The 24923-nt window shown below is 55.2% G+C and carries 32 protein-coding genes and 2 pseudogenes; 26 read left to right on the forward strand and 8 right to left on the reverse strand.

Annotation, left to right across the window (positions count from 1 at the left end; genetic code table 11):
* Positions 1 to 6: 6 nt before the first annotated feature.
* The 24 genes and pseudogenes from CDA56_RS30035 (at position 7) to CDA56_RS30160 (ending at position 16205) form a co-directional block, all read left to right on the forward strand.
* Entirely contained in the window at positions 7 to 237 is a 231-nt protein-coding gene (locus tag CDA56_RS30035) for a hypothetical protein (protein ID WP_001568040.1), read from the forward strand.
* A gap of 195 nt (positions 238 to 432) precedes the next feature.
* A pseudogene (locus CDA56_RS31465) lies at positions 433 to 602 on the forward strand (hypothetical protein); the annotation flags it as partial.
* A 71-nt stretch (positions 603 to 673) separates the two neighbouring features.
* Positions 674 to 1375, forward strand: coding sequence for a DNA methylase (locus CDA56_RS30040; RefSeq protein WP_001568041.1), 702 nt, complete (start codon positions 674 to 676; stop codon positions 1373 to 1375).
* The gene (locus CDA56_RS30045; RefSeq protein ID WP_032411297.1) at positions 1375 to 1596 is read left to right on the forward strand and encodes a hypothetical protein; all 222 of its coding nucleotides are present in this window, start codon (positions 1375 to 1377) and stop codon (positions 1594 to 1596) included. Before CDA56_RS30040 ends, CDA56_RS30045 begins: the two co-directional genes overlap by 1 nt.
* Positions 1597 to 1605: 9 nt before the next feature.
* Positions 1606 to 2025 carry a DUF1380 domain-containing protein gene (locus CDA56_RS30050; RefSeq protein WP_001568043.1) on the forward strand — a complete coding sequence of 140 codons (420 nt, stop codon included), beginning with the start codon at positions 1606 to 1608 and terminating at the stop codon, positions 2023 to 2025.
* Between the two features lie 53 nt (positions 2026 to 2078).
* Positions 2079 to 2846, forward strand: a complete 768-nt coding sequence (locus tag CDA56_RS30055; protein ID WP_013214013.1) for a hypothetical protein — start codon at positions 2079 to 2081, stop codon at positions 2844 to 2846.
* A 680-nt stretch (positions 2847 to 3526) separates the two neighbouring features.
* Positions 3527 to 3955 carry an antirestriction protein gene (locus tag CDA56_RS31165; RefSeq protein WP_023279469.1) on the forward strand — a complete coding sequence of 143 codons (429 nt, stop codon included), beginning with the start codon at positions 3527 to 3529 and terminating at the stop codon, positions 3953 to 3955.
* Positions 3956 to 3997: 42 nt separating this feature from the next.
* Positions 3998 to 4504 (forward strand): antirestriction protein ArdA, encoded by a 507-nt coding sequence (locus CDA56_RS30065; RefSeq protein ID WP_013214014.1) that lies wholly within the window; start codon positions 3998 to 4000, stop codon positions 4502 to 4504.
* A 42-nt stretch (positions 4505 to 4546) separates the two neighbouring features.
* Entirely contained in the window at positions 4547 to 4738 is a 192-nt protein-coding gene (locus tag CDA56_RS30070; RefSeq protein WP_104011513.1) for a hypothetical protein, read from the forward strand.
* Between the two features lie 187 nt (positions 4739 to 4925).
* A complete protein-coding gene (locus CDA56_RS30075; protein WP_004152357.1) occupies positions 4926 to 5180 on the forward strand; it encodes a DNA polymerase III subunit theta in 255 nt (84 codons plus the stop codon).
* 34 nt (positions 5181 to 5214) lie between these two features.
* Positions 5215 to 5535, forward strand: a complete 321-nt coding sequence (locus CDA56_RS30080; RefSeq protein WP_023287108.1) for a hypothetical protein — start codon at positions 5215 to 5217, stop codon at positions 5533 to 5535.
* Positions 5536 to 6242: 707 nt separating this feature from the next.
* Positions 6243 to 6470, forward strand: a complete 228-nt coding sequence (locus tag CDA56_RS30090) for a hypothetical protein (protein WP_001568050.1) — start codon at positions 6243 to 6245, stop codon at positions 6468 to 6470.
* Positions 6471 to 6561: 91 nt separating this feature from the next.
* Positions 6562 to 6792: a CCDC81 family HU domain 1-containing protein gene (locus CDA56_RS30095; RefSeq protein ID WP_001568051.1), complete on the forward strand. Its 231-nt coding sequence runs from the start codon at positions 6562 to 6564 to the stop codon at positions 6790 to 6792.
* 51 nt (positions 6793 to 6843) lie between these two features.
* Entirely contained in the window at positions 6844 to 8199 is a 1356-nt protein-coding gene (locus tag CDA56_RS30100; RefSeq protein ID WP_013054814.1) for a DUF3560 domain-containing protein, read from the forward strand.
* Between the two features lie 47 nt (positions 8200 to 8246).
* Positions 8247 to 8810: a methyltransferase gene (locus CDA56_RS30105; RefSeq protein WP_004152756.1), complete on the forward strand. Its 564-nt coding sequence runs from the start codon at positions 8247 to 8249 to the stop codon at positions 8808 to 8810.
* An 830-nt stretch (positions 8811 to 9640) separates the two neighbouring features.
* On the forward strand, positions 9641 to 10183 hold the full coding sequence (locus CDA56_RS30120) for a single-stranded DNA-binding protein (RefSeq protein ID WP_014343512.1): 543 nt from the start codon (positions 9641 to 9643) through the stop codon (positions 10181 to 10183).
* Between the two features lie 48 nt (positions 10184 to 10231).
* The gene (locus CDA56_RS30125) at positions 10232 to 10480 is read left to right on the forward strand and encodes a DUF905 domain-containing protein (RefSeq protein WP_009310026.1); all 249 of its coding nucleotides are present in this window, start codon (positions 10232 to 10234) and stop codon (positions 10478 to 10480) included.
* Between the two features lie 69 nt (positions 10481 to 10549).
* Positions 10550 to 12607 carry a ParB/RepB/Spo0J family partition protein gene (locus tag CDA56_RS30130; RefSeq protein WP_104011514.1) on the forward strand — a complete coding sequence of 686 codons (2058 nt, stop codon included), beginning with the start codon at positions 10550 to 10552 and terminating at the stop codon, positions 12605 to 12607.
* 44 nt (positions 12608 to 12651) lie between these two features.
* Positions 12652 to 13083, forward strand: coding sequence for a conjugation system SOS inhibitor PsiB (gene psiB / locus CDA56_RS30135; protein ID WP_004194235.1), 432 nt, complete (start codon positions 12652 to 12654; stop codon positions 13081 to 13083).
* Positions 13080 to 13808 carry a plasmid SOS inhibition protein A gene (locus tag CDA56_RS30140; protein ID WP_001568058.1) on the forward strand — a complete coding sequence of 243 codons (729 nt, stop codon included), beginning with the start codon at positions 13080 to 13082 and terminating at the stop codon, positions 13806 to 13808. Before psiB ends, CDA56_RS30140 begins: the two co-directional genes overlap by 4 nt.
* Complete coding sequence (locus CDA56_RS30145) at positions 13805 to 14131, forward strand: hypothetical protein (protein WP_064184146.1); 327 nt, start codon at positions 13805 to 13807, stop codon at positions 14129 to 14131. Before CDA56_RS30140 ends, CDA56_RS30145 begins: the two co-directional genes overlap by 4 nt.
* A 55-nt stretch (positions 14132 to 14186) precedes the next feature.
* Positions 14187 to 14561, forward strand: coding sequence for a hypothetical protein (locus CDA56_RS30150; protein ID WP_023280872.1), 375 nt, complete (start codon positions 14187 to 14189; stop codon positions 14559 to 14561).
* Positions 14562 to 14730: 169 nt separating this feature from the next.
* Complete coding sequence (locus CDA56_RS31170; RefSeq protein WP_157844161.1) at positions 14731 to 14796, forward strand: DUF5431 family protein; 66 nt, start codon at positions 14731 to 14733, stop codon at positions 14794 to 14796.
* Positions 14797 to 14864: 68 nt separating this feature from the next.
* Positions 14865 to 16205: an IS1202-like element ISEsa1 family transposase gene (locus CDA56_RS30160; protein ID WP_004196353.1), complete on the forward strand. Its 1341-nt coding sequence runs from the start codon at positions 14865 to 14867 to the stop codon at positions 16203 to 16205.
* A gap of 255 nt (positions 16206 to 16460) precedes the next feature.
* On the opposite strand, the gene CDA56_RS30170 is transcribed toward CDA56_RS30160, so the two are convergent.
* The 8 genes and pseudogenes from CDA56_RS30170 to CDA56_RS30205 form a co-directional block, all read right to left on the reverse strand.
* Positions 16461 to 16883 carry a nickel resistance OB fold protein NcrY gene (locus CDA56_RS30170; RefSeq protein WP_032072095.1) on the reverse strand — a complete coding sequence of 141 codons (423 nt, stop codon included), beginning with the start codon at positions 16881 to 16883 and terminating at the stop codon, positions 16461 to 16463.
* A 161-nt stretch (positions 16884 to 17044) separates the two neighbouring features.
* Positions 17045 to 18175: a Ni(II)/Co(II) efflux transporter permease subunit NcrC gene (locus tag CDA56_RS30175; RefSeq protein ID WP_004196366.1), complete on the reverse strand. Its 1131-nt coding sequence runs from the start codon at positions 18173 to 18175 to the stop codon at positions 17045 to 17047.
* A gap of 12 nt (positions 18176 to 18187) precedes the next feature.
* Positions 18188 to 18457 carry a nickel-sensing transcriptional repressor NcrB gene (locus tag CDA56_RS30180; RefSeq protein WP_004196355.1) on the reverse strand — a complete coding sequence of 90 codons (270 nt, stop codon included), beginning with the start codon at positions 18455 to 18457 and terminating at the stop codon, positions 18188 to 18190.
* A 105-nt stretch (positions 18458 to 18562) separates the two neighbouring features.
* The gene (gene ncrA / locus CDA56_RS30185) at positions 18563 to 19861 is read right to left on the reverse strand and encodes a nickel resistance membrane nickel efflux protein NcrA (protein ID WP_004196314.1); all 1299 of its coding nucleotides are present in this window, start codon (positions 19859 to 19861) and stop codon (positions 18563 to 18565) included.
* A 233-nt stretch (positions 19862 to 20094) separates the two neighbouring features.
* Positions 20095 to 20853, reverse strand: coding sequence for a hypothetical protein (locus tag CDA56_RS30190; RefSeq protein ID WP_004196325.1), 759 nt, complete (start codon positions 20851 to 20853; stop codon positions 20095 to 20097).
* Positions 20854 to 20906: 53 nt separating this feature from the next.
* Positions 20907 to 21827 carry a methyltransferase domain-containing protein gene (locus tag CDA56_RS30195; protein ID WP_004196315.1) on the reverse strand — a complete coding sequence of 307 codons (921 nt, stop codon included), beginning with the start codon at positions 21825 to 21827 and terminating at the stop codon, positions 20907 to 20909.
* 62 nt (positions 21828 to 21889) lie between these two features.
* Positions 21890 to 22261, reverse strand: a complete 372-nt coding sequence (locus CDA56_RS30200) for a hypothetical protein (RefSeq protein ID WP_004196359.1) — start codon at positions 22259 to 22261, stop codon at positions 21890 to 21892.
* Between the two features lie 109 nt (positions 22262 to 22370).
* A pseudogene (locus tag CDA56_RS30205) lies at positions 22371 to 22578 on the reverse strand (MFS transporter); the annotation flags it as partial.
* Positions 22579 to 22607: 29 nt separating this feature from the next.
* On the opposite strand from CDA56_RS30205, the gene CDA56_RS30210 reads away from it, so the two are divergent.
* Both CDA56_RS30210 and chrA read left to right on the forward strand, forming a co-directional pair.
* Positions 22608 to 23585 carry a chromate resistance protein ChrB domain-containing protein gene (locus tag CDA56_RS30210; RefSeq protein WP_004196334.1) on the forward strand — a complete coding sequence of 326 codons (978 nt, stop codon included), beginning with the start codon at positions 22608 to 22610 and terminating at the stop codon, positions 23583 to 23585.
* Entirely contained in the window at positions 23542 to 24918 is a 1377-nt protein-coding gene (gene chrA / locus CDA56_RS30215; protein WP_004196363.1) for a chromate efflux transporter, read from the forward strand. The genes CDA56_RS30210 and chrA overlap by 44 nt, the downstream gene beginning before the upstream one ends.
* Positions 24919 to 24923: the final 5 nt, after the last annotated feature.

Genomic DNA, 24923 nt, shown 5'->3' on the forward strand with positions numbered 1-24923 from the left:
GTTCTCATGTCACCAGGATTCAGAAATGTTCTCCGTCTCGCCCGCATTCCCGTCGACAGCAGTGAACCGGTGCGCAGAAAATTTGGCAGCCGGCTGATTGGCATTGTGACGGTATGTCTGCTTCCGCTTCTGGTTTTCGACGTTCCGCAGTGGGTTTTCATTTTGTCGCAGGTCATCTGGGGGGCGGGCGTCTATATTGGCCTGTCACTGGCCGGGGATAAATCCCTGAACCGCTGATATAAACATTCCGGTTGTTCAAAAAAAGAACAGGCGTGGTGGCGTCTGTTCTCCCGCGCTTCTCCGTCGTTTGCCTTCAGGATATCCACAATCTTAAGCCCCGGATTTGTGGACAGGTATGCCGGTAATTCCCCGTTCGCCTGGAGTTAACGCAAGCCTGCCGCCCGCTGCCAGTGTCTCGCGTCCGGTCTGGTACGGGACGGGCGGTTTTTCCGCTCCGGCCCGGCGTCGTTGAGAGTGTACGCCAGTCCCTCGCCCTTTTAAGGAACGCCCTTCAAGCCGCTTTCGCGGCATATCCTTGCCGTCCAAAAGACGGACGGCTGCGGTATTCCACGGTCGGCCTGACCCGTGACCGGACGCGATGAACAGGCAGCGTGCGGCAGGGAACGGTATCGCGGTGATGCCTCCTGCCCCCTCAGACTACAGGAGTGCTGCCATGTCCAGATTCATTCTCGGGAACTGTATTGATGTGATGCGCGGATTCCCCGACCGTGCCGTGGACCTTATTGTGACCGATCCGCCTTACCTCGTCGGTTTTAAGGACCGTCAGGGCAGACAGATTGCCGGGGATGTGACGGACGAATGGCTGCAACCGGCCACGCTGGAGATGTACCGCGTCCTTAAAAAAGACGCGCTGATGGTGAGCTTCTACGGCTGGAACCGTGTGGACCGCTTTATGGCCGCGTGGAAGGCGGCAGGATTCTATGCCGTGGGCCAGCTTGTGTTCACCAAAAACTATGCCTCCAACCGTCGTAACGCCAGGGCCCGACGCGGATTTGTGGACTACTGCCATGAAGGGGCTTATGTCCTTGCCAAAGGCCGCCCCGTGCCGCCCCTTAAACCGCTGCCGGATGTGCTGCCCTTCCCGTATACCGGTAATACCCTGCATCCGACGCAGAAACCAGTGGAGGCGCTACAGCCGCTGATTGAGTCATTCAGCGCTCCGGGCGCGATTGTTCTCGACCCGTTTGCCGGAAGCGGTTCGACCTGCGTCGCTGCATACCGTGCCGGACGCCGCTATATCGGCATCGAAATGCTGGCGCAGTACCACCGGGCCGGAACCGAACGACTGGCCGCCATGCACCGGGCCGTAAATACCCCGGCGGCGAACGATGAATGGCTTCCGGAGGCCGCGTAATGAATTACGACGGACACGAAACCCTGCGCCGCGATGTGGCCGGGCTGGCGAACAATCTTTGCGACCTGAAAACCACCCTGAAAGTGCTGGAAGACACGTACCACTACCGGTACGACGGACTGGCGGAACGGCTTGCCGGTATCAGTCTACGACGTCTCAGCGTCCTGATGGATGAGGCGTTCAATATTGCACTGATGCTCGATGAAAGCTTTCTGGATTGAGGAGAGAACATGTACGGAACCCGTGAAGATCTTTGCAGGATGCTGAATGAGCAATATCCCGCAGAAACCCCGCTGAACCTGATTATCTGGACCCCGGCGGATATTGAAGCACTGGCTGACGGGATGGAATATTCCTTTTCAGAACATGACGTAAGGGCAGTACTGGAACGCATGGACACTATACCGGAAGAACAACGGCTTGAGTCGGGCGTGTCAGCCGGCCTGGTGATGGCACTGATAGACCAGGTGAAAGAGAACGGGCAGAGGGTGACTGTGCCGGTTGACCTGCTTGAAACCCTGCTGATTACCGCCGAACAGGCATTGTGGGACAGGGAATGGACCGCACGGGATCGCAATCTCCCGGTGCCGGAAAGCGTAATGCGCCGCCTGGCGGATACAGCAAAAGTGCGGGCATTACTGAAAAGCTGACAGCAGATCGCCCCGCCACGCGGCGGGGTGATATAACCCGGACAGAGACGATAATGATGAAAAAAGAAACCCTTAACACGCTTATTCTGCGTCACGGCGACCGGATGCTGCGCCAGGCTGGCTGGCCCGACACTGTTGATATGGCGCCCGTCGCCCCCGAAACCGTACCCGGCTGGCTTGCCGCCTGCGGCTCTCTCAGTGGCGTGGAAATCCTCACGCTTACGGAACAGCTTTGTCAGCCGCTGACGTATGGCCGGGCAGCGTTGTTGCTCGCCAGCGCCCGGCGGCTGGCGGGAACCCCGGCTCGTCTGCATCTCTTTCCGGTGCAGGCATATCCGCATCCGGAGCGGCTGGCTGACTGTCAGGTTATCCGCCTGCCTTACGCTCAGGAGTGGCTGACAGCGGCGGAATGTGACGATCTGCTGGCCTTCCTGAAAGCCTCCCTCACGCAGATATCGGAAATCGTCCACCGGGATACGAAGCGCATCGCCGCCGCGCTTACGCCGTCCGTCAATCCCCGTCTGATGGACAGGCGGATCGGTGACTGGCGCTTGCTGGCCGTGGAGTATGATCATGATAACTGCCTGGACGAAGACGAAACCGACAGGCTGGATCAGGTCCTCGATGCCATTCTGATTCGCGATGCGCGATTCTGCCCGGTCCTGCTCACCCTGGTTAACGAGCGGGAGGAAACTATCAGGAGCGCAGGGGTTATCGCTGATCAGCTGCGTTTTACGGACACTCCGGTCCGGCGCTGGTTTGATCGCCGGGTTTTAAGGGAAATGGTGAGGGAGGCCCGCGCCAGCAGAACTCAGGAGTGACAGCCCGGAGCGTCAGGGGAGGGGGACCCTCCCTTGTCAGCTTGCCGGCACAGGAGGTGTGGTGCGATAAGGATGTCGCCGTGCCGGCTCCGCGTCCACCCGGCCCGGTTTCCGGGCCTTTTGGGTGAACACAACCCTCTGTTATCGCCGTGCCGTGTGCTGGCTGTGCCGTGCCTTCACTTTAGCCCGGCAGCCGCAGAGGCTGGAGTTCGCTGGCGCCGCCATCCCCGGATAAGGCAGTCGCCGGCTTGCCGTTGCCGCCGGCTCCGCTTCACCCGGCCCCATCCCTCCGGTCCGAGGCCTTATTACTGCGTCTGTCGCGTTGCGACATCTGCTTCCGCTTTTCTCCCGGTGGTCGAAAAACGGGGGAGAGAAACCCTGTATTCAACCTCCTGCATCGCGACGGGTTGTGCCGTGCCTTCACTTTAGCCCGGCCGCTGCAGATGCAAGGGTGCGCTGACGCCGCCATCCTCGCCCGGTCGCAGGTTTTTTATGATGCTCGCCGTTCTTCCCGTCGTTTTCTCGCTCAGGTTTCGCTCGAAAACCGTCCAGACCAGCTTCGCGCTATATCTGCGCTGCGGCCTCCGGTGTCGCCCCTGCATCTTCCGCTTTTCGCCGGGCTGTCGTGTCGGCACGGCACAACCCGGTGCCGCAGTCTATGTGATTACGGAGGTTTATCCATGCAGTATGTGAATACATGCCCGGTCCTGAATGTTGAAGAGTGTGACCGCCTGTCTTTTATGCCGTACCTGTTCGGCACGGATTTCATGCTCGCGGAATTACAGGTGTACGCTCTGGCCAAAAAATGGATGCCCGGCTATGAGGGCGGCTTCTGGCATTTTATTCGCCTGCCGGAGGGGGGCGGCTACATGATGCCGGATTGTGGCCGGGTACATCTGGTCAGTAGCGAAAACTGGTTTGATCGCACTGTCAGCGCCGACGCGGCGGGCATTATTCTGACCAGCCTGGCGATTAATCGCCGTCTGGCGGCCCATCATGACAGCAGTAACCCGGCGCTGACTCGCCTTTATATGCTGCGTGATGCCCAGCTCTGGAATCACATCACCTTTCACCCCGAATGCAGTGCTATTTACGCCGCGCTGGACTGATTAACGACCGGGGCGGTTACACCGCCCCGCAGGGAGACAAAAATGACTTCATCAGTAACCGTTCCGGCCGTCTACGTGGGCACATATCACCAGTACAACGGCGGCAGTATTTTTGGCAAATGGTTTGATTTAACCGACTTCGACGACGAAGACGAATTTTATGACGCCTGCCGGGCGTTGCATGCCGCCGAGGATGACCCCGAGTTTATGTTTCAGGACTGGGAAGGGATCCCGTCTCAGTTTGCCTCTGAATCCTCTGTTAAGTGGGCGTTTATCGAGGCATTCCGGCAGGCGCAGGACGAAGGACGCGCTGCCGCGTTTGTGGCCTGGGCGGACTATACCGGCGAGTGCGACTATGACGCCTTTGATGAGGCGTATTGTGGCGAGGCTGAAAGCGAGGAGGATTTTGCTTATGGCTTTGTGGAGGATCACGGCCTGTTAAACGAGGTGCCTGAATCCCTGCGCGTCTATTTCGATTATGAGGCTTACGCGCGGGATCTGTTCAGCAGCGGCTATGTCTTCCATGAAGGCTATGTATTCAGCAACTGATGACTATCCGGCGGGGAAGCCCGCCGGTTAAGGAGAAAGCACATGAAACTTGCACCACAAAGCCGCGATATCCTGCGACAGTACAAAGCCCTGATTAATGCCAGCCGCCGCGATGCCGGTCAGCGGGAACTGACCACTGCGCAGGTGATGGATGAAATCTGCGAATACATGACCTGTCAGTGCGCCGTCTATATTGGCGGCCATTTCATTCTTCAGGGGGGAAAGGCACGATAAATCACAGGGCAGGGGGGAACCTCTGCCGCTTCCGGCCGCGCGAAAACCCGGGCAGGCTGCGCCTGCCGGAGAGAGACGTCGCCGCGCCTCCGGCGCCGCGCACTCTCCTCTCCGTTGTCAGTCGCTGTTGCCCCGGAATTCGCGTATTATCAGGGATATCTTCCTGTAAAGCAGACCGGTAAAGCATATGTCAAAGTGGAATATCGCCTCTTTTTCAAAGGAGGAGCAGGATAAAGTTGCCGTCGATAAGGTGGCTGCTGCTGTTGCCTGGCAGGAGCGCATGAACAAGCCCGTCGTGCCGGAACTTGTTGAACGGGAACAGCCTGAACACCTGCGCGAATATTTCCATGAACGGCTCCGCGTACATCGACTGAACAGTCAGCAGCTGCCGCGCGCAAATGCGCCCGAATATAATAAACCGGGCGATGATCAGCAGAATTGATTTTCTTACTCAGTGTGTCCAGGGAGGGTAATCTGTGCGTATGTCTCTGATGTTTGCTGCCGTGACGCTTTTAACCGGTATTAACCTGTTTTTTATTCCGTTTCAGCCTGTTCCGGCTCTGTGGGGGGCTATCCTGGCCGTTGCTTTTGTTCTGATTAATGTCGTGGCGGATAAGCTGCGCCTCTGGAGTGGCATTGTGTGGATTATCGTTGCCGGCATCATCATAACGCTGATGCTGAAGGGGAAAGAGCCGGGTGACGAATTACGCGGGTTGATCACCGTTTTTGCTTTCCTGGCTTCGGCCTGGTACTGCGTTGTTCAGTACAGAAAAGAGAAGGGCGAATCTCAGTCCTGACCAGACCAGACCAGACCAGACCAGATCAGACCAAACCTGACCGGTACTCTCCATCTTGCTGCTGCTCTTCCTCCGCCTGACTTTCTTTTCACACAATCTGCCCCGGGGCCACCTTCGGCTCCTGACCCGCTGCCGCGGTTCAGTCGTCGAGCCACACTCCGCTAACCGCGAAAAGACGCGGTAAGCTCCGCCGAACCCGCTACGCGGTTTCGGGCCTGGCGGCTAGTGTCTGATGTCTGACGTCAAGGTCAACGGCAGCGCTTGCTGCGACCGTCCCGGTCGCGCCGCTTTCACCGTGCCGGCGAAGGACTGCCGGCACTCTGCGGGGCAACGCCGTTTCGCGCCCGCGCTCTTCGTCGTTGCGGCGGGTGCCTGCTCCTTTCCCCTGGTACCCGTATCACCCGTTTGAGTCCATTCGCCGGGGCTGAGACAAGCACAACCCGTCTTGCTGTCCAGGGGACGGCAGGGCCTTTCGCAATAAATTTTTCCCGGCCATTCCGCTGCCGCTTCATTAGGCCGAAAAAAATTTCCCGCTCACCCCCGGACATCTGCACCGGGCCGTGCTCGTTTACGCCCTTGCGGCGAACGGCTCTCAAACGGGTGAAGTTAATACCAGGGGGCAGGTTCAGCAGGTCCCCGCACAAAGTCAAAACCGCGGCCCCGGCAACTCAACGGGTGATGTTCTTTAAAAATCAGGAAAAAGAAAAATGCAGGATCCTTCATTGCGTACGTATCGGATCGCATTTCTGGGAAGCAATGCCAGCGGCAATCTGCCGATGTTTACCCGGGTGCAGGCCACGACCGGAAAACGGGCGATAAAAGCGTTTATTGAACGCTGTGAACCCGTCAAAGGCTGGTTTCTGGGCGAACCGGAAGACATTACCGATCAGCTTAAGAAGGAGGAAGAAGAAGCGGGAAGCAAACCGCAGATATGAAAAAAGCAGGGTAAACCCTGCTTCTCCCACGCCGTAAAAATCGCACGAACGGTTTTTCCGGCTTCGTTAACTACCATAAGGAGTCAACTCTATGATCGTTTCTATTTTTTCACCTTCCGCAGGCGCTGTAAAGCCCCGTCGTCATTCGCGCATTCTGCGCGCAGATATCACCGCACCGGAGATTGATCCCGCTCTCAGAGCTTTCGGGCGTCATATCGCCAGAAGTCACCGCAAAGGGCGCGGTGTCCACATCCCCGCGATGAAAAATACCGCCCTCGGGCAGGTACTCCGCACGCTGGAACTGAAACGCGCATTTAACTGATGAGGTGAGCCGCCCCGCGAGGGGCGGCAACTGCAGGAAGGAGAAAACACAATGGCACCGACTACCGCACAGATCATGACGGAAAACACCGCAGGCCAGACTTACCGGGCAACCTATTCACCCGATGATAATAAATTGCGACTTTACGCATCATTACGGCTCGATGAAGAAACGTATTCCCTGATCAACAAAGCAGGCTTTCGCTGGGCGCCCAAACAGGAACTTTTTGTGGCGCCAGCCTGGACGCCGGGGCGGGAGGATGTCCTGCTTTCCCTCGCCGGTGATATCGAGGACGAGGACAGCACCCTGTTTGATCGCCAGGAGCAGCGCGCCGGGCGGTTCAGTGACTACAGTGACCGGCGGGCGGTTGAATCGGAGCAGGCGCTTGCGCATGTTGATTCGCTGGCATCGGCTGTCCCCCTGGGACAGCCGATCCTGGTAGGCCACCACAGCGAGCGCCGCGCGCGCCGGCATGCGCAGAAAATTGAGAACGGCATGAAACGTGCGGTGATGCTGTTCGAGCGCGCCGAATACTGGGAACAGCGCGCGCAGGCCTCTCTGCGGCACGCGAAATACAAGGAGCGTCCGGATGTGCGTTACCGCCGTATCAAAAAAATCGAGGCGGAATTACGCAAGTCCCAAAAGCACATTGCCCGGTCTGAAAAGTATATGACGATGTGGCGTGCGCAGACGCTCGATCTGAAAATGGCGTTACTGGTCAGTAATTATGATCATATTCATGCCTGCTTCACGCTCGACAAATACCCCCGCCCGGCAGAGAAAAGCCAGTATGAGGGCTCGATGTCTCTCCATTCTGCCCTGTCTGAGGAGATCATTACTTTTGAACAGGCGCGTGATATTGCGATCCGCTGTCATGAGCGCACGATTAACCACCAACAGCGCTGGGTGAATCATTACCAGAACCGCCTGGCCTACGAACGCGCGATGCTCAATGAAAACGGTGGCGTTGTCACCCGAACACAGGAATTTGAACCAGGCGGGCAGGTACTGAGTCGGGGAGAATGGTTAACCATTCTCCGGGTTAACCGGAGTAAGGGGGAGGTGAGTTCAGTCGAAACGCCCGGTTATCGCTTTCTGGGCTACAGCGGCACGATGAAACTCACGCCCGACCGTATCACGGACTACAAAGCCCCGACAGCGGAGGAAGCCAGCAACGCGAAGAAAGCGGCGAAGCGCCCACCGATCGTCAATTATCCGGGGGAAGGGTTCCGGGAAATGACAAAAGCCGAGTGGGCGAAATTACCCGCTGATTATAAAGGCGTGCGGGGTGCTGCAGAAACCGAAACACACGGCGCCTATCGCTTCCGCCGGTGCATGACGCACGGTTGTACGCTCGTGAATGTGTATATCACAGACATGAAAACCGTTGAAATTCCGAAAAAATAACAGGAAGGCTCCCCGGCATCTTGCCGGGGAGGTCAGGGAGTACATTCATGCATCATGACCTTAAACACCGTATTCAGGCGATGCGGGACAAACTGGAAGGGCGCGCCCCTGTCGCTGAAATTCAGGGTAGCTCGCAACTTTTTGTCACCCCCTCCCCGGAATGTCGCCGGCTGGTTGAGCTGGCTGATGTCCGGGAAACCGATCGCATTCTGGAACCCAGTGCCGGAACGGGCGCCATACTGCAGGCGATCAGGGATGCAGTCCCCCGGGCGAAGTGTGACGCCGTGGAGCTGCACGCCGGGTTAGCCCGTCACCTGCAGGCGCATTTCCCGGAGGTCCGGATCTGGTGCGGAGATTTTCTCGAATATCATCCGGAGCGCCGGTATACCCGAATTATCATGAACCCGCCGTTTAATCGCGGTGATGATATCCGGCATATCCGGCGGGCATTAACTCTGCTTGAGCCTGGCGGGATTCTGACGGGCATATGTCTGGACGGGCCGCGTCAGCAAAAGGCGCTGGAGTCCCTGGCGGACGTCTGGGAGCCATTGCCGCGGGGAACATTCACGTATACCCAGGTAGCGACCGCCATTCTCAGAATAACCGTCTGATGACACGTTAAGCCGGCGGGGCACCTGTCCCCGTCTGGCCGCGCCTCGAAAGACCGCGCGCCTGCGGCGCCGGGAAAACCGGGCCGCGCTGACGCGCCGCCCGCATTTCCTTTCCGCGTCTTCCCTGTTTGCTGCCTGCTGTCTGTCTGCTTTCTCTTCTTCTTTCTGCTGTGATGTCTCTTTTTAACCCTTAAAGGCTTTAAAAGCACACCCATACTGGACACCTTCGGCTCCCGGCCAGCTGCGCTGTCCGGTCGTCGAGCCACACTCCGCTAACCGCGAAAAGACGCGGTAAGCTCCGCCGAACCCGCAAGCGGTTTCGGGCCTGACGGCTAGTGTCTGATGTCTGAAGTCAAGGTCAACGGCAGCGCTTGCTGCGACCGTCCCGGTCGCGCCGCTTCCACCGTGCCGGCGAAGGACTGCCGGCACTCTGCGGGGCAACGCCGTTTCGCGCCCGCGCTCTTCGTCGTTGCGGCGGGTGCCTGCTCCTTTCCCCTGGTACCCGTATCACCCGTTTGAGTCCATTCGCCGGGGCTGAGACAAGCACAACCCGTCTTGCTGTCCAGGGGACGGCAGGGCCTTTCGCAATAAATTTTTCCCGGCCATTCCGCTGCCGCTTCATTAGGCCGAAAAAAATTTCCCGCTCACCCCCGGACATCTGCACCGGGCCGTGCTCGTTTACGCCCTCGCGGCGAACGGCTCTCAAACGGGTGAAGGTTATATCCAGGGGGCAGGTTCAGCAGGTCCCCGCAAAACGTCAAAACCGCGGCCCCGGCAACTCAACGGGTGATGGTTTTAAAAGGCAAAACAACGGATTAAGGAGATTCATCATGGCAGCACGTGGCGTTAACAAAGTCATTCTGGTTGGACATCTGGGACAGGACCCGGAAGTGCGTTACATGCCCAACGGGGGCGCAGTGGTCAATCTGACGCTGGCCACGTCTGAAACATGGCGTGACAAGCAGACGGGAGAGATGCGCGAAAACACCGAGTGGCACCGTGTTGTCATGTTCGGCAAGCTCGCGGAAGTGGCGGGTGAATACCTGCGTAAAGGCGCACAGGTCTACATCGAGGGCCAGCTGCGCACCCGCAACTGGCAGGACGATGCCGGAGTCACGCGCTACGTCACCGAGGTGCTGGTCGGGCAGAACGGCACCCTGCAGATGCTCGGCGGCCGCCGTGAATCCGGAGTGCCTGAGAGCGCCGCGCAGCCGCAGAATCCTGCCACCCCGGCACAACCTGCTCAGGCCGCAGCTAAATCCCCGAAAGCGAAGGGCGGTAAGAAAGGCCGTCAGGATGCCGCCCCGTCTCAGCAACCGCCTCAGCCACTCCCGGATGATTTCCCACCAATGGATGATGACGCGCCCTTTTAAACCACGATGAAGACGCCCCGTTCAGGCGGGGCAGAAAAGGAGAAACACATGGACCATAACGTTTTGTCCCCGCTTGAATCCCTGCCGGATGGCACGTTTACCCGCGAGCAGGCTCAGATTGTCGCAGCGCAGTATCAGAATGTGGCGATTGAAGATGATCAGGGGACCCATTTTCGCCTTGTCGTCCGTCATCAGGATGACGGCAGCATGATCTGGCGCGTCTGGAATTTTGAACCGGGCGGCGAGGACATGATGAACCGCTACATCCGGGACTACGGAGTACGCAAAACGAAGTAAGCAGTAAGAAGAAGGCCGGACAGGTGGGCTGTCCGGCAGACATTCATCAATAGCTAAGAGGTATCAATTATGTCTGCAACAGAGTCTAAGGTAAAAACTGCACCGAAAACCAGCAAAAAAACACTTAAGTCTGCCGAGGCTGAGGCGCTTAAAGTGGCTCTCGATGCCGCACAGGTCGAGTATGTCCCTGTGACGGCACTGGTGAAGTCTCCCCTGAACGTCAGGACCATTCCCTATCCGGCGGAGAAAGTCTGTTCAATGGCAGATTCCATTGAAGCCATTGGCCTGTTGCAGAATCTGGTCGTGCATAACCTCCCGGATGGTCGCTGTGGTGTGGCTGCCGGTGGTCGTCGCCTGAAAGCGCTGCAGCTCCTGCAGAGTGAAAACCGTATCGATGCCGGATATCAGGTGATGGTGAAAAAGGTACCTGATGAACTGGCTGTTGCGGCATCAATGGCAGAAAACGAACAGCAGATGGCAATGCATCCGTCTGAACAGATCGCCGGGTTCCGCACACTGGCAGAGCAGGGGAAAACCCCCGCGCAGATTGGCGATTTGCTGGGGTTCGGTACGCGTCATGTTCAGCGCATGTTGAAACTGACCGAACTGGCTCCAGAAATTCTGGCGGCGCTGGCGAAGGATGAAATCACCACCGAACACTGCCAGGCACTGGCGCTCGAAAGCGATCAGAAACGCCAGGTGGAAGTGCTGGAATCCGCGCGCAAACGGTCCTGGAATAATGAAGTATCAGTTTCCTCGATCCGTAACCTCATTACCTCAGAAGAGGTTTCCACAAACGGCGACAAATTCCGCTTTGTGGGAGAGGCCGCATTCAGTCCGGATGAAATCCGGGTTGATCTCTTCAGCAGCGAAAACGGCGGCTATGTCAAAAGTGCATCGCTCGATACCGCCCTGCTGGAAAAACTGCAGAACATCGCGGAGCACCTCCGCGAAGCGGAAGGCTGGTCATGGTGTGATGGTCGTCTTGACCCGATTTCTCACTACGGGAAGGACACTAAAATCTGGCGCCTGCATGCTGTCCCGCCTGTGGAATATACCGAAGCCGAATCAGAACGTCTTGCGGAGCTGGAAGCTCTGGAAGCTAAGTATGAAGACGAGAACCCCGGCGTGAATGATGACGTCGTGGCCGGGGCTCTGGAAGCCGTCTGGGAAGAACAGCAGACCATCGCGCACCGGGCAAAACACCGGGCATGGACGGATGAAATGAAGCAATCTGCCGGAGTGGTGGTTTCCTGGACTGGCCAGGAGGTGAAAGTACAGCGCGGTGTGGTGCTGTGCGCCGATGAAAAAATGGAGGAGAAGGATGCATCCACCGATCAGGCCCCTGAAAAAGTCGATCCGCTGGACGCCGTCAGTGTCCCGTTGCTGACCCGCCTTTCTTCTGAACGCACACTGGCGGTTCAGGCGGCCCTGTTGCAGCAGCCGCAGAAAGCCGTCGCGCTGATGGTCTGGAAAATGTGTAACTCGGTTTTCCATACCACAACGTCCGTCAAAGAGCCGTTCTGCATTAGCGTGAGTGTGTCGCATTACGCGCTGACCCGTGAAGCACCTGACGGTGAAAACAGCGTTGCGTTTCAGGCCATCCAGGCAGAAAAAGAACGTCTTGAAGCCCTGTTGCCGGAAAACTGGCGAAAGGATATGACCACCTTCTTTACGCTCGATGGCGCAACCCTGATGGCACTGATGGCTTTCTGCACCGCCTGCTCCATAGATGGTGTACAGGGCAAGGATGAATTTGGTCGTAAACACCAGAGTTCGCTGGATGGGGTGGAAAACGCCATTCAGTTTGACCTTCGTGACTGGTGGAAACCGACGGCTGATAACCTTTTCTCGCACATGAAGCTGCCACACATTGTACAGGCACTCTCTCAGGCCGGACTGGCTGGCGCAGCACAGGACGCCGCGAAGATGAAGAAAAAGGATGCCGCTGAACATGCAGAGCACTTCCTCTCAAAAATCCGTTGGGTTCCGGAATGGATGACCAGTGCTGACAATCAGAAACAGCCTGCCGCAAAGTCTGAACTCAGTCTGGCAACAAGTCAGAACGATACCGACGTTGATGCCGGCGACGTCACCGACCATAACAACCCGGCCTGCGCCGCCTGATAACGGAGACGCCGCCCTGCGGGGCGGCGATAAGGAGACTGAAAATGAAAACGTTACTGACTCTGGATGTCCTGAAAACCATGTCTTCTGATGAGCTGGAAGACTACCGCGCCGCCGGTGAAGACTTTCGCCGGGAGCTGAGTCACGCTGTCATGCGCGATCTGACCTCACCGTCCGGCTGGTCCGTGAATGCCGAATACCGGTGCGAATTTGGCGGCTTCTTTCCTGTCCAGATCCGTTTTACCCCCCCTCATGGTCACTTTGATGTGGCGGTATGCAGTCCGGGGGAGCTGAATCCTCGCTGGATAGTGGTCTTTGTTACCCGTGACGGTCAGCCGTTCTCTGTCGTTCGCGTGATGGATGCATTCAACCCTGAACTCATCACCCATACTCTGGATCTCATCGAGTGTCTTGACGCCGGTGGCTACTCGTTTGCCAGCATCATCAGCACGCTGTCACAGGAGGGCGCACAATGATCCCGTCATCCAGTGCTCTTGTATCCCTGAAACCAGCCCGTCAGGCAGCGCTGCAGGCCATCATGACGGTGGAAGAAGCTCGCCAGCGCGGCGCACGTCTGCCATCGATGCCACACGTTCGGACATTCCTGCGCCTGCTGACAGGCTGTAGCCGGATTAACAGTGACGTTGCCCGCCGTATTCCTGGCCTTCACCGTGATCCAAAAGACCGCCTTTCCAGCCTGAAACAGGTGGAAGAGGCGCTGGATATGCTTATCTCCAGCCACGGGGAATACTGTCCGCTGCCGCTGACAATGGATGTGCAGGCTGAACTTTTTCCGGAAGTCCTTCATACCCGAACAGTACGCAGGCTAAAACGTCAGGACTTTGCCTTCACCCGAAAAATGCGCCGTGAAGCCCGTCAGGTCGAGCAGTCCTGGTTACTGCGTCAGAACCTGCTGGGACAGGCTGTCACAGAACTGAATTTTCAGTCACCGGAAACCGTCTGCACCTGGTACACCCGGTGGAGCGACGAGTTTGACGCGGCAGAGCTTGCAGCACCGTTCTGGCGCTGGCAGTCGCGATTCACATCGCTGAAGGAACTGGACTGGCTTCGCATCAGCGGTGAGCCGCTGTATGCAGTGATGTACGAAATTCCGTTAATTGTCCGGGAAACACCTGAGCATATTCGTGTTGCTGAACGCTGGCAGGTGCCAAATAAGCTGGCTGATCGGAGTGGTGTATGAAGTGGCGCTATTCTCTGCGCTGGAAACTGCCGCACAGGCCCTGCCCAGGTCCACGGGAACTGATTTCCGTTGTCGTGGAGGCTGGGCAGGCGGCACCTGAAGAGGTGATGTCACGCTGGGTGGCTGGCTCAGGTTACGCTGTATGCGTGGATTTTCTCGGCCAGAAACAGATCCAACGCTGGAGCGATGAACGGAAAGCAGCGGTGAGAAGGCGCAACATGCAGGCACGTATTAATCGTGTTGCCCCTTTGTTTGCCGACGAGTTAATCGAGCGTGAACTGGCTGCGCGTCCGGCGTATTTCAATGGCAAGTCCGACCAATGAATAAGTACAATGCTGTCTGACAACGCAGATGGCCAAATACAAGGAAAGCAGAACGATGAGGTACTGGTTGCTCGTTATCTTAATGAACGTGCTGTTCTGGTTGATCGTGAAGCATGTTGCTCCGGAATGGTATGGTTCCCCTGGTTATTATGCAGGCCAAATCATCTGCACACTAATAGCTGCGGTCATCACATGGCGTGATCCGCCTGACTGGTTAGATGGAATCCTGCTCGGCGTTATAGAATTCGGCGTTCTGATTGCCGGGATTATATTCTTTGTCTGGGGCATCGGGTACAAGCTGGCATTCTGGGGGCAACATGATCCTAATACCATATATGCAAGTGCAAACGATGTGATTTTGCCTAATCTTGCGCTGGGCACGGGCGTCTTGATTGCGGCATGGGTATACATTAGATATTTAAAGCGCTAAGCAGCATAAAGCGTGGATATACCTGGTAAGAAATAGCACCGGCCCGGTATAATCGACGTGGCGCTTGAGGCTTTTTGCCTCATGACGTGAAGGTGGTTTGTTGCCGTGTTGTGTGGCAAAAAGCAGAAAGCCCCGTAGTTAATTTTCATTAACCCACGAGGCCACCTGTATGCCTAGACAACATCAGGATAGCCTCTTAGATGCCGCAAGGCAAGGAGAAGAAGGCCATTGTTAACACCAAGCTGTAATGTCCCCTTTGAACCATTCTAAAATGTCCCCAGACAATTCTCTGGGGGATTTTTCATGATCAAAGAGACTGTTACGATGAGTCATAAGGAACTCCACCGACTTCAGATTATTCAGGAGTCAATTAATCGACATATTACTCAGGAACAAGCTGCGGCACGCATTGGCATTTCTATTCGGCAGGTTAAACGTCTGGTGCAACGGTATAGAAATGAAGGGCCTTCTGGTCTGGTTTCCCACCGACGTGGAAAGCGTCCTAATAATTCCTTTTCTACTGAATTCAGAGCAACAGTAATTTCACTCCTCAAAGGCCGTTACGCTGATTTTGGACCTACGTTTGCGTGCGAAAAATTGCGCGAGATACACGGTTTATCTTTATCCGTTGAAACTCTCAGAAAGTGGATGATAGAAGAGGGGTTATGGCGTGAACGCCGTCGTAAAATTGCCCGTATATATCAACGCCGCATGCGACGACCATCTTACGGTGAACTGATCCAGATTGATGGCTCACCTCATGACTGGTTTGAAAATCGAGGCCCCAGATGTACACTGATCGTTTTCATTGATGATGCCACCAGTGCGTTGATGGCGTTGCGTTTTGTGCCTGCTGAAACAACCCGGGCTTACATGGAAACCCTCCGGGGTTACCTTAATGATCATGGCGTACCGCTCGCTCTCTACTCTGATAGACACAGTATATTCAGGGTAAATAACCCAGAGCGGGAAGGTGAGCTGACCCAGTTCACTCGTGCGATAAAGACACTGGGCATCGAGCCAATCCATGCCAACAGCCCGCAGGCAAAAGGGCGGGTAGAGCGCGCCAATCAGACACTACAGGACAGGCTGGTCAAAGAAATGCGGCTTCAGAATATCAGTGATATTGAAACAGCAAATGCATGGTTGCCGACCTTTATTGAAGCCTATAACAACCGGTTCGCTACGTCGCCTCGTACTACTGATAATGCTCATCTTGATGTGCACCATTCTGAAGAGGAACTGGGTTATATCTTCAGCCTACAGGCGAAGCGCGTTCTGTCTAAAAATCTCACTTTCCAGTACAAAAGCAGTGCGTTTCAGGTACGCAGTGAGGGCCGGGGATATCGACTTAGGCATTCGGTTGTTACTGTATGCGAGAACTTTGACGGTGAAATTAACGTTCTGTATGACGGGAAAGCGCTGGGCTGGGAAAAGTATGTTGATGGCCCGGAGCCTATACCACTGGATGATGAAAAGAGTGTCCATGAACGAGTGGATAATGCCCGTATTGATTTACGCTCAAAATACTATGTTAAACCTAAAGCTGACCATCCCTGGCTTACGCGCCGAACGCAAAGTCATCAGCAAGTTAAGCCCCCGAAGTTACCTAAAAAGAAGCCTGATCCCGATAAAAAAGATTGAAACCAAGATCGATTCGGTTGAGTGCATATCCATTCATAGGGTAGATTCTTAAGTCGCGTTTCTGGTGTTCATTTTCGGGTGGTTTGTTACTTGTTTTACCGGGGATATGCCAGAAACGCGCTGAGTCAGTCTGGGCGGTGCGCGTAATGCGGCGTTATGGTAAATAGCCTATGCTAATGTCCGCTAAGAGCGAGAAGCGGACGTTTGGTTGACGAACTATATATATAAAAAAACATAGCCCGTCAGAATTGTGTTTTAGGGTTTGCTGATAACTGCAACATATAAAATTGAACCATCATTTTCATGGCTTACCGGTCCACTGACCCGTACCAGGTCCTGAGCATCGAAGTGCTGCCCGTTCCAGACTTTCTGCGGGATGCGGACTTTGATGGTACCGGTTGGGTCGCGGAACGTATACCACTCGTCCTGCTGCTGGCTGACAACATTGCCTTCCAGTGTGATCCACGCCCCTTCGTGCATTGACGATACGATCTGAATCCGGCTTTGACTATTCTCCTGCTGAACTTTATGACCGGCATACATGTGCTCAGTGACGACAGGCTCTTTCTCTGCGGAGAAGCCACCTTGCGCTGCCAGAGCAGGAATGGCGATGAACGAAGTGAGTAACACTCCGGTGACGAACTGACTGAAATATTGTTTTTGCATAGCAGATTCCATTTATAATTTTACATCCCCCATGGGGGATATTGTCGATGATAAATGAGCGGCTATAAAAGCTCAATTCCTATCCCCGGCAGGGGGATAAAAATATGATGGGCTTCAGAAATATAAAACCCACCGGTTGGTGGGTTCAGGCGTGAGATTCATACAGGAGAAAATCAGCTCGTTACGCCGATCCAGCCGTGATAGCCCATGTAAATGCCGACAAGTGCAATCAGTACGCTTGAGAAGTATGGAGCCCGCCGCGCCAGCGTATCCAGGCCACTCCAGCGTTTGGTTGCCTGACGAACGCTGAAAGCCGCCGCTGCGCCCACTGAAACCAGCGTGATCGCTAAACCGATGCTGAAACACAGTACCAGCGCGGCACCGAGCGTAAATTCCTTCACCTGGATGCAGAGCAGCAAAACGGTAATGGCTGCCGGGCAAGGAATAAGGCCGCCGGTCAGGCCGAACAGGATTATTTGTCCGGTGGTTACGCTGCGATTCGCAAAACGTTTTTTGATGTCGTTCGCATGCGCTTTTTCGTGAGCATCCTGATATTCGCGAGAATTAACATCCAGACCTTCCAGCGAGGAATGATCGTGGTCGTGTTCATGTTCACGGAATTCCACATCATAATCATGCACATGGCCGCGATGGCCTAAAGACAGGCGAACATCAAAGCTGTGTGGCTCCGGGATCGCCAGGGCCGATTCCATAAACCCGTCTTTTTCGACGAAATCAAATACCTGTGAAAATGTCCCTGGACCACGGTTGGTCACCAGAGAAATGTCGCGAGCTTCCCATTTCTTGCCGCTGAGCGAGCGTAAACGCCAGTGAGGGGGTTGTCCTTCTTCGAAAATCGAGAGTTCAACGCTGCCATGGCCCGTATCGATGATGCGGGTTTCGTCATGATCGTGATGACCGTGGCTGTGTTCCTCTTCCTGCTCCATCTTCCACAGCTTTTCGCCGCGCCAGGTTCGCCAGAACATCCATGCCGCCGTACCGAGAATGATGACGGCGGAAATCAGCTGAAACCAGGGTTCGGCTGATTCAGCAGTGAATTTCTGACTGATATACATTCCGCCGAACGCAATGAGCCAGACAACAGACGTATGAGAAATTGTCGCGGCAAGCCCCAGTAATACCGCTTGCTTGACCGTTCCCCGGATGGCCACAATAAAGGCGGCCATCATCGTTTTGGAATGCCCTGGCTCCAGTCCGTGAAGCGCACCGAGCAAAATAGCGCTGGGGATGAACAGCCAGGCATTGGCCACGCCTTGCTGTAAAAGAGTGGAAAAATCAGTCATGTTTCGCTTGCCTTAAAGATATTTAGTTATCTCTTTAAATTCGCTAAGCGTCTTATCAGACTCCGTGTGGTCAGCATGAAGGGCATCCTCCAGGCAGTGATCCAGATGGTCATGAATTAAGGTACGCTTCGCATTCGTTATCGCCTTTTCCACAGCGTGCAGTTGCTGGGCGATATCCAGACATGCTTTCTCATCTTCGAGCATCTGGATGGTACTTTTCAGGTGCCCTGCGGCACGTTTAAGTCTTTTAATAATGTCAGGGTGTGATGCATGAACGGTCATGGTTTATCCTCTCCAGGTGGAAGGGATAAGATAATGTGTATCAACGCCATGGTCACACTTTTTATCGGCTTATCCTCTCCTGATACGTTGTCTTTTTTTGGGAAATTACTTCTCTTTCTTCGGCCAGGACGGATGTTCATCGTCAATGACGAAATCATGCTCATGGGTCGATTCGTTGTTTGTTTCCGGGTCTTTGTGGCTGTGAACCTGAGCGTACACTTCATGCTCAGGACGCCAGATAAGTACGGCGGTGACCAGCGACAATGTTGCCACAACAGTCAGGGCGATGAATGAAGCCTGTGTCCCCCATGCCGCACCAACCCATCCGGCCAGCGGATAAGTCACCAGCCAGCATGAATGTGACAGTGCAAACTGGGCGGCAAACAGCGCCGGTCTGTCTTCCGCTGTTGACGAACGGCGCAGCAGGCGACCACCCGGTGTCTGAGAAAGTGAATAGCCCACCCCCAGCAGTGCCCAGAGCACAACCAGCGTGATGTAATCCTTCAGGAAAATGCCTGACCCCAGGCCAATGACTAAAAGCGCCGTACCTGCAAGCATCGGCATACGGTCGCTCATGTTGTCGAGGAGTCTGGGGAGAACCAGGGCCGATACCATGGACCCCACGCCGAAGAAGGCCAGCGCAATAGCGGTAGACCGCTGTGAGAAACCAAAGTCCGCCTGAACCAGAACGACGGTGTTGACGATAACCATTGCACTCGCTGCCGCTACGGCCATGTTGAGTGCCAGCAGGCCGCGCAGTCTGGGCGTTTTCAGGAAGATGCGCATACCTCGTGTAGTTTTGTCATAGATGCTGCGTTTGACCGTTAACGCTTTCATCTTCGGCAGTGTCACGGAAACAACCAGAGCTGCTGAAGCAAGGAACCCGACTGCCGTACCGGCAAACAGGTTGTGGAAACTCATGACCGTCAGCAGTGCAGCCGCCAGCATAGGGCTGATGACGCTTTCAAGATCGTAGGCCAGACGTGACAGAGACAGCGCCCGGGTATATTCACGTTCGTCAGGAAGAATATCCGGGATAGTTGCCTGGAAAGTAGGCGTAAACGCCGCCGAGGCAGCCTGAAGAATGAAGATCAGGATGTAGATTTCCCATATCTGGGTGACAAAAGGCAGCGTGATAGCCACGAGAGCGCGAACCAGGTCCAGTGTTACCAGCATGGTGCGACGCGGGAATTTATCGGCAAAAGCCGCCGCCACGGGCGCAACAAGAATATAGGCGCTCATTTTGATAGCCAGCGCGGTACCCAGCACTGCCCCGGCTCTGTCACCTGCGAGATCGTAGGCCAGTAACCCTAACGCAACGGTCGCCAGACCGGTGCCAATAAGGGCGATAACCTGTGCCATAAACAGGTGGCGATAGGTACGATTAGAAAGAATGTTGAGCATCAGGAAATCTCTTGGTTTGAAATCACATCCCCCCCAGGGGGATATTCAAAGCATAGAGGGACCTGAAAAAAATGACAAGCTTTATCCGGGTGAGGAGGATACTGATTCGTCTGTTATCTTGGATGTTAAATAAAAAAGCTTCAGGTATCCCAGCGTTATACCTGAAGCAGCATAAAAAGTGTCGAAGGTGTTATCGCCGCTTCCCTGCGCAGCCCCTCCTGACGAGAAGGGAATTAACTCAGTTGTCCCAGACAGGTTTTCAGGCTCAACCGGGTGGCTTCAATATCACTATGGATAATGGTGCACCAGTCATCACGGTTAGCCCGAATGACCTCCAGCCAGTTATTCAGTGCCTGATTAAACGCCATGGTTTTCTCGCGCTGCGGCCAGCTCATCTGGTTAGTGCTGTAAATGTCCTGCCCTGGCTGCGGCATTAGTACGGTTTGCTGCGTCGACATCCGGGAAGTCACCGGCCAGGTATCAGAGTTGCCATCCCAGGAAGGCATCACCGGGAAACCCGCTCCGCGCAAGGCCATATCCCAGGTGGCATCAAACAGGTATGTTTTGCCCTGTAGCTCAAAAGCCACAGTGTCATGAAATCCCTGTGTTTGCGGCAAAATTGCCAGAATATCCGCAGGTACAGGCAAATCAGCCCAGTCAAACCGCACCAGCTTTCGCTTTGCCGTAATGCCACCATCGGTCAGCAGTCGTTCGGCAGCAGCGGCTTTATGACGGCAGTCGCCAAAGCCCTGCTGAAACAGACTCATGCTTTCGCCATTCCATGCACCGAGCTGATAGGGTATCCGCCTGACCAGCTCAAAAATGGCTCTTCGCAGTTCAGTTGAGCCAGGTTTAAGCCCGAGCGACTGCAAAACCCAGCCCGGCGTTATCGCCTCTTGTTGATTGCGGCGGGTGTTTATTTTTTGCCATGTTTCACTGACTTTTTCAGCCAGAGAGGCTGCCAGGGTTTCCCCCGGCAGTAATGTTGTCATCAGCAACGCTCCTGTGGTGGTGAGAAAATGTCTGCGCGTCAACATATCGGGCGTTACACCTCTACGTTGCGACGAAGCGCCGACATAACCAGTGATTCACAGACCACTTCTTCATCCTCTGCCCGCTTTACGCCGGGGAAGACCATCTGACTTACCGGGGACGAACGAAGCCGGTGATAACGGGCAATCGCGCCATTCATTCCTCCCATTTGCTTACGTCTGACCAGCCGCAGTCCGTGCTCCCAGGCGACTTCATCCATCGCGCTCGCCAGAACAGGGTCATGGTTGAAGATCAGGACGCCATCCTCTTTCAGCAGGCGTGCAGCGCTGCGAAGGAAAGCCGTGTAATCCTGTTCGAAATAGGCCGCTGCCTGGGAGTAGATAATATCGACCTCACCTGCCTGAACACCTCTGTTTTCCAGCGCTCCCAGCCCGGCTGCTGTCACGTAAGGATGCTCAGTCACGCCTTTTGGCAGCGATGCATGCCACGGTGTGAGATTAGTGAAGTGCAGGAATACGCTTTCCCCAAGTTGCTCCCTGAACTCCCCGGAAAGCCCGGAAATCGTCGCCTGATGGCCGGCACATTCCTCAGCGCGAAAACCCGCCCAGGCGGCACCAATTTCCAGGAAGGTGACTTTCCCGTTTTTGTGGTGAATGTTTTTCGCATAGTGGGCGATGTCGAACCCAATTTCTCGCGCCAGGCGAAATGAACCGCCGCTGGATGTCCAGGGGCCATCAAAGCCAAAGGCAAGGATCGCTTTGAGCATCGAGCCCGTTTCCTGATGCATCATTTTCAGGAACGGAATGACTTTACGCCGTGAAGGAACCGGGACATTCGGACGCATTTTTTTGGCCTGAAGGTCGCGATTAACGCCCATGCAGAGCGTCTGCCAGTGCAGGGGATCAACACGATAATTGAGTGCAGTGAAATTACGCGCAATCTCTCGACGCGCCTGGATAGAGTCTTTATACATAGCCTCTCCGCTAAATCTGAAGTTGATTAAAGCCGGGCAGCAAAAACTGCCGGTAACAGCGATCAGATCTGGCGGATGCTGGGAGGACGGTAAATGATGTCCGTGGCCTTAACCGGGCTACGAAGATCGGCAAGCGGCAACCATCTGTCTGTTACAGGAGAGAGGGAAATCTCTACAGAGGGCGGCTGCTCAGGGGTTTCATGGAAATGGTCTGTCTGATGATGGCCTGCGTGGCCAGACTGAGGGATATCCGAATCGTGAGAGTGATCCTGCATTGACATGGTGACTTCTGCGTCATGCAGATTCATCTCGTAGCCTGTCAGGCCGTTTGTACCGTGCGACGCAAACGTCACCATCGACGACATCATCATGCCAATGGCCATGATGACGATCATCAGAACATAACGGGGCGAACGTTTAAACATCGGGTACATCGCTGATTGCTTTCCTCAATAGACAATGACAACGGTATAAAAAGATTAGCATCCCCCCGGGGAGGATGTAAGGGCTGGAATGTAAAGTCTTGTATTGGCGATATGAATAAAAAGGCCCGCATAATGCATCAGCGACCGGGGCGACCAGAATATAAGCAAGCATCTTCATTGCCAGCGCCGTTCCCGACTCCCCCTGCCCTGTCGCCCGCCAGCAGGCCCAGTGCAACGGTAGCAAGACCGGTACCGATAAGAGCAATTATGAGCACCATAAAAAGATAGCGATATGTACGGTTAGAAAGACTGAAAATATGTAGCAATCTCTACCATATGTATTAATCTCTACACTATGAAACTACATATCCTTATTCTGACACTGCCCACTGAGCAGGCCACATTACGTATGCGTGTCTGGCGGGCATTAAAAAATACCGGTGCCGCCATGCTGCGCGACGGCGTTTATCTGTTGCCTGAAGCGCAACAGAGCCATGAGATTTTTAACGAGATGAGTCGTGAAATCAGCGGTGAGGGAGGAACGGCCTTTGTTTTTGACGCAGAGACTTCCGACGAAGAGAAAATTCGCCCGTTATTCGATCGCTCTCAGCAGTACCTGATCCTGATGGAGAGCCTTCAGGTTTGTAAAAACGACCTTAATGAGGAAACCGCGGTCAGCCAACTGAAGATGGTAAGAAAACTTCGTCGCGAGCTGGATCGGATTGTGGCGATTGATTTCTTTCCTGGTGAAGCGCAGGCGCAGGCCATTTTTGCCTTGTCAGAACTGGAAGCTGGCATTAACAGGTTCATCTCTCCCGGAGAGCCTCATGCCGTCAGTGGCTTGCTGACACGGCTGAAGCCTGAGGATTTTCATAACAGGATCTGGGCTACGCGTCGCCGGCCATGGATTGACAGGCTTGCCAGCGCCTGGCTTATACGGCGTTTTATCGACCAGGATGCGCAGTTTCTCTGGCTTAAGGATGGCAACGATTGCCCGGAAGAGGCGGTGGGGTTTGATTTTGATGGCGCGACCTTCAGCCACATCGACAATCGTGTGACCTTTGAAGTGCTGATGGTCCGCTTCGGGCTGACGGGGGATGCCCTGAATGGTCTGGGGATGCTTGTGCATTACCTTGATGTTGGCGGGGTTCAGCCCCCCGAAGCCGCTGGCGTTGAAAGTGTACTGGCAGGATTGCGTGAAAGCATTACGGATGATGACACATTACTCACAGCGGCCTGTTCGCTGTTTGACGGTCTGTTAACGACGTTTGAAATGAGGTCCGGCCATGATGAACAAAACGGAGTTGCTGACGCTGGCAGAGGAAAACGTTAAGCCCAAGCCGGTCCCCCTGAAGGAGGCGTTCTGGTTCTGGATGAAGCTGGGTTTTATCAGCTTTGGCGGTCCTGCCGGACAGATTGCGATCATGCATCAGGAACTGGTCGAGAACCGGCGCTGGATTTCCGAGTCCCGTTTTCTCCACGCACTCAATTTCTGTATGGTGCTGCCCGGTCCGGAAGCTCAGCAACTTGCCACCTACATTGGCTGGCTGATGCACAGGACCTTGGGCGGAGTGATAGCGGGTTTGTTATTTATCCTTCCCTCACTTTTTATTCTTATCGCGTTGTCGTGGATCTATATCGCCTGGGGAGACGTTGCCATTATTGCCGGTATCTTTTACGGCATTAAACCCGCCGTGGCGGCAATCGTGCTGCAGGCGGCGCATCGCATCGGCTCCCGTGCGCTGAAACACGGTGCCCACTGGGCCATAGCTGCTGCGGCTTTTGTGGCCGTTTTCGCCCTGAACGTTCCTTTTCCCGTCATCGTTATTTCAGCAGCGATAACTGGCTTTATCGGCGGACGCATCGCGCCGGAAAAATTTCACAGCGGCAGCGGGCATAACAAACAGGAGAAAGCCGCCGTTGATGCTGCGGTTATTGACGATCATACGCCCGTACCGGCGCATGCCCTGTTCAGCTGGGCGAAACTGTTAAGGATTGTGGCAGCGGGTGCACTGCTCTGGCTTATTCCCATGACGGTGCTGACGCTGGGGCTGGGCTGGGCGCATCCGGTGACGCAGATGGGCTGGTTCTTTACCAAGGCTGCGCTCCTTACCTTCGGTGGGGCCTACGCCGTCCTGCCATACGTTTATCAGGGTGCTGTCGTCAATTTTGGCTGGCTGACTGCCGGGCAGATGATGGACGGGCTGGCGCTGGGAGAAACCACGCCCGGCCCGCTGATTATGGTGGTCACGTTTGTCGGATTTGTGGGCGGGTATACCCATGCCGTTTTTGGCGCGGATATGCTGTTTGTCGGCGGCGCCGTTGCCGCCTGCATGGTGACCTGGTTTACCTTTCTCCCGTCCTTCATTTTCGTGCTGGCAGGCGGGCCGTTTATCGAAACGACCCACAACAAGGCGGGTTTCACGGCACCTTTAACCGCCATCACAGCGGCCGTAGTGGGCGTCATTGTTAATCTGGGGCTGTTTTTTATCTGGCATACCGTATGGCCGGAAGGCGCAAAGGGAGGGATCGATATCCCTGCCGCCCTGATTGCCGTCGCCGCTGCGTTTGCGCTTTTCAGATTAAAATGGAAGGTTACGCACGTTATTGCCATGGCGGCTCTCGCCGGGCTGATACTCCGCCTGACCGGGCTGTCAGCTGTGTGAAAAGG

The organism is Klebsiella michiganensis (assembly GCF_002925905.1).
Taxonomy (GTDB): Bacteria; Pseudomonadota; Gammaproteobacteria; order Enterobacterales; family Enterobacteriaceae; genus Klebsiella; species Klebsiella michiganensis.

Bases quoted from the DNA above. Each gene is read 5' to 3' on its own strand.
- CDA56_RS30035 (WP_001568040.1), top strand. From the start codon at position 7: ATGTCACCAGGATTCAGAAATGTTCTCCGTCTCGCCCGCATTCCCGTC.
- CDA56_RS30040 (WP_001568041.1), top strand. From the start codon at position 674: ATGTCCAGATTCATTCTCGGGAACTGTATTGATGTGATGCGCGGATTC.
- CDA56_RS30045 (WP_032411297.1), top strand. From the start codon at position 1,375: ATGAATTACGACGGACACGAAACCCTGCGCCGCGATGTGGCCGGGCTG.
- CDA56_RS30050 (WP_001568043.1), top strand. From the start codon at position 1,606: ATGTACGGAACCCGTGAAGATCTTTGCAGGATGCTGAATGAGCAATAT.
- CDA56_RS30055 (WP_013214013.1), top strand. From the start codon at position 2,079: ATGATGAAAAAAGAAACCCTTAACACGCTTATTCTGCGTCACGGCGAC.
- CDA56_RS31165 (WP_023279469.1), top strand. From the start codon at position 3,527: ATGCAGTATGTGAATACATGCCCGGTCCTGAATGTTGAAGAGTGTGAC.
- CDA56_RS30065 (WP_013214014.1), top strand. From the start codon at position 3,998: ATGACTTCATCAGTAACCGTTCCGGCCGTCTACGTGGGCACATATCAC.
- CDA56_RS30070 (WP_104011513.1), top strand. From the start codon at position 4,547: ATGAAACTTGCACCACAAAGCCGCGATATCCTGCGACAGTACAAAGCC.
- CDA56_RS30075 (WP_004152357.1), top strand. From the start codon at position 4,926: ATGTCAAAGTGGAATATCGCCTCTTTTTCAAAGGAGGAGCAGGATAAA.
- CDA56_RS30090 (WP_001568050.1), top strand. From the start codon at position 6,243: ATGCAGGATCCTTCATTGCGTACGTATCGGATCGCATTTCTGGGAAGC.
- CDA56_RS30095 (WP_001568051.1), top strand. From the start codon at position 6,562: ATGATCGTTTCTATTTTTTCACCTTCCGCAGGCGCTGTAAAGCCCCGT.
- CDA56_RS30100 (WP_013054814.1), top strand. From the start codon at position 6,844: ATGGCACCGACTACCGCACAGATCATGACGGAAAACACCGCAGGCCAG.
- CDA56_RS30105 (WP_004152756.1), top strand. From the start codon at position 8,247: ATGCATCATGACCTTAAACACCGTATTCAGGCGATGCGGGACAAACTG.
- CDA56_RS30120 (WP_014343512.1), top strand. From the start codon at position 9,641: ATGGCAGCACGTGGCGTTAACAAAGTCATTCTGGTTGGACATCTGGGA.
- CDA56_RS30125 (WP_009310026.1), top strand. From the start codon at position 10,232: ATGGACCATAACGTTTTGTCCCCGCTTGAATCCCTGCCGGATGGCACG.
- CDA56_RS30130 (WP_104011514.1), top strand. From the start codon at position 10,550: ATGTCTGCAACAGAGTCTAAGGTAAAAACTGCACCGAAAACCAGCAAA.
- psiB (WP_004194235.1), top strand. From the start codon at position 12,652: ATGAAAACGTTACTGACTCTGGATGTCCTGAAAACCATGTCTTCTGAT.
- CDA56_RS30140 (WP_001568058.1), top strand. From the start codon at position 13,080: ATGATCCCGTCATCCAGTGCTCTTGTATCCCTGAAACCAGCCCGTCAG.
- CDA56_RS30145 (WP_064184146.1), top strand. From the start codon at position 13,805: ATGAAGTGGCGCTATTCTCTGCGCTGGAAACTGCCGCACAGGCCCTGC.
- CDA56_RS30150 (WP_023280872.1), top strand. From the start codon at position 14,187: ATGAGGTACTGGTTGCTCGTTATCTTAATGAACGTGCTGTTCTGGTTG.
- CDA56_RS30160 (WP_004196353.1), top strand. From the start codon at position 14,865: ATGATCAAAGAGACTGTTACGATGAGTCATAAGGAACTCCACCGACTT.
- CDA56_RS30170 (WP_032072095.1), bottom strand. From the start codon at position 16,883: ATGGAATCTGCTATGCAAAAACAATATTTCAGTCAGTTCGTCACCGGA.
- CDA56_RS30175 (WP_004196366.1), bottom strand. From the start codon at position 18,175: ATGACTGATTTTTCCACTCTTTTACAGCAAGGCGTGGCCAATGCCTGG.
- CDA56_RS30180 (WP_004196355.1), bottom strand. From the start codon at position 18,457: ATGACCGTTCATGCATCACACCCTGACATTATTAAAAGACTTAAACGT.
- ncrA (WP_004196314.1), bottom strand. From the start codon at position 19,861: ATGCTCAACATTCTTTCTAATCGTACCTATCGCCACCTGTTTATGGCA.
- CDA56_RS30190 (WP_004196325.1), bottom strand. From the start codon at position 20,853: ATGACAACATTACTGCCGGGGGAAACCCTGGCAGCCTCTCTGGCTGAA.
- CDA56_RS30195 (WP_004196315.1), bottom strand. From the start codon at position 21,827: ATGTATAAAGACTCTATCCAGGCGCGTCGAGAGATTGCGCGTAATTTC.
- CDA56_RS30200 (WP_004196359.1), bottom strand. From the start codon at position 22,261: ATGTACCCGATGTTTAAACGTTCGCCCCGTTATGTTCTGATGATCGTC.
- CDA56_RS30210 (WP_004196334.1), top strand. From the start codon at position 22,608: ATGAAACTACATATCCTTATTCTGACACTGCCCACTGAGCAGGCCACA.
- chrA (WP_004196363.1), top strand. From the start codon at position 23,542: ATGAACAAAACGGAGTTGCTGACGCTGGCAGAGGAAAACGTTAAGCCC.